Source organism: Microbispora sp. GKU 823 (genome assembly GCF_002027145.1).
In the GTDB taxonomy this organism is placed as follows: domain Bacteria; phylum Actinomycetota; class Actinomycetes; order Streptosporangiales; family Streptosporangiaceae; genus Microbispora; species Microbispora siamensis.
Map to the genome: position 1 here is coordinate 1 of NZ_MWJN01000232.1, position 1,989 is coordinate 1,989.

General features: G+C 71.0%; 2 protein-coding genes. One reads left to right on the forward strand and one right to left on the reverse strand.

Annotated features, from left to right (window positions below; genetic code table 11):
- Positions 1–3: 3 nt before the first annotated feature.
- Positions 4–672, reverse strand: a complete 669-nt coding sequence (locus B1L11_RS44400; protein WP_079321107.1) for a hypothetical protein — start codon at positions 670–672, stop codon at positions 4–6.
- 236 nt (positions 673–908) lie between these two features.
- Here B1L11_RS44400 and B1L11_RS44405 point away from each other — a divergent pair, with 236 nt between their 5' ends.
- Complete coding sequence (locus B1L11_RS44405; RefSeq protein WP_079321108.1) at positions 909–1,625, forward strand: maleylpyruvate isomerase family mycothiol-dependent enzyme; 717 nt, start codon at positions 909–911, stop codon at positions 1,623–1,625.
- Positions 1,626–1,989 lie beyond the last annotated feature (364 nt).

Consider the following 1,989-nt stretch of genomic DNA (forward strand, 5'->3'; position numbering starts at 1 on the left):
GCTTCACGACCGGCTCACGACCGGTTCACGACGGGGCTGCAGACCGGCGCAGGGTCGGGCGTTCGACGCGGCGGGCGTGGGCGTGGCTGTGGGCGTCACGGTGACGGGCCGCTTGCCGGGATCCACGGACGGCCGGGGCGCTGGGCGGTCCTGCTTGCCGTCCTTCTTCTCGTCCTTCTTCTCGTCCTTGTTCACGTCGACGGAGCGGTCCACGTCGCGCTTGTCCACCTGCGGGGAGACCGTCGTCTTGTTGTCCCCCTCCTGGCCGTCGCGGTTGATCTCGACCGTTTCGGGCGTGTCCTGCAGTGCGGCCAGCTGGTCCTGGTCGGCGTGCTGCAGGGCGGAGACGCTGTCGTTCTGCCAGTTGTACGGCAGGGCGGCCGAGTCCGTCGTCTCCTTCTGGAACGGGACGAGGACCAGCGTGAGGTCGCGCATCAGGAACTGGTGCTGGCGCTGCTGCTCCCGCAGCCGCTGGTTGTGCCGGTGCGCGTTCTTCTGGCGGTTGCGCTGGCCCCGGGCGTGCGGGTGGCCGAACCGGACGAGGCCGTGCTGCGCGGACATCGTGGCGGCCCCCGCCGGAGCCGCGACGAGAGGAGCACTCGCGATCACGGCGCCGCCGGCGAGGACGGCGCCGATCGCGAGGATCCCGGCGACGCTCGTGCTTTTTGCCATTTCGTTTTCCCCCTAGAAAAACCACAGGAACAGCCACCGTGCTTACCGATCTCGGAGTTTCCGCGCAGATCACCGGACAAACGAGCTAAGACCCGGTCTTTCCCTTCCCCTACGCATTGTTGAGGCCGCCGCAGGTTTAAATGTCCGCCTTATCAGAGAAATGTCCTGACACCGCCCGATGTCGCCGCTGTACCGTCGCGAAGTGAGGGCGAGGCGGGTCAGGGTACGGCTCAGGCATGACCTCAGCACGGGACGAACTGGCGGGGCTCGACCCCTTCGACATCTTCGACACCGAGGCGGCGCGGCTGGACCGCTTCTTCTCCTCCCTCGACGAGGACGGCTGGAACCGCCCCTCCCGGTGCGACGGCTGGACGGTGCGCGACGTGCTCGCACACCTGGCCGGCGAGGAGTTGTACAACCACGCGTGCCTGGACGACGACATCGACGGGTTCTACGAGCTGCTCGAACACGAGGGCGTGCGCGGCGGCTTCGACGGCTTCAACGAGTGGTGCGTGCGCAAGCGGCACGGCCTGCCGGTGGAGCAGGTGCTCGACGAGTGGCGGACCAAGAACAGGGAGACCCGGAGGCGGATGCGCGCCCTCGGCCGCGACGGCACGCTCCACACGTCGGCCGGCCCCTACCCGGCCGGTCTCCAGACCTTCCACTACGACTCGGAGTACGCCACGCACGCCGACGACGTGGGGGCTCCGGTGACGGCGGACGAGGCCGGCGACCGCCTCGGCTGGCGGGTCCGGGTCGGCGAGTTCGTGCTGGAGGAGCAGGGGTCCAAGGCGCGGATCGAACACGCCTGCGGCCGGTTGCAGGTGCGGGTCGACGACGGCCTGACCGCAGATCTCTCCCCCGAGGAGTTCGTCGAGGCGACGGTCGGCCGTCTGCCCGCCGGGCATCCCCTCGACGCCCGCGTCCGGGGCGCGCTGCGCTGCCTCGCCTGAGTTCCCGGCTGAGTTTCCAGCAAAAGAGACACGCCGGCGCCCCAGCGGGCGCCGGCGTGCGGGACATAACGGATCGGAGCGTGCCCTCGGCACCGGTGGTAATAAGACGCTCGTCCGGCGCCCCGGCGGGACCTGCTCCCACGACCCGGTACGCCCGGGAGCGCGCCGTACGGGCAGGGCCGCGCGCACGGTCACGGCACTCGTGTTGTCAGCACCGGCGGTGACGGGCACGGCCGAGTTCCGGCTCGCGGCCCCGCCTCCCACTGCGCCTCCCACGCGGCACCGGTGGGGCAGGCTGACCGGACGCCCGCGGCCGGGCGGCCGGGTGCGACCGCCGGGCCGGCGGTCGGCGGCGCGCGCGACG

Excerpts from the sequence above, each read along its gene's own strand:
- B1L11_RS44400 (WP_079321107.1), bottom strand. The coding sequence starts at position 672 with ATGGCAAAAAGCACGAGCGTCGCCGGGATCCTCGCGATCGGCGCCGTC.
- B1L11_RS44405 (WP_079321108.1), top strand. The coding sequence starts at position 909 with ATGACCTCAGCACGGGACGAACTGGCGGGGCTCGACCCCTTCGACATC.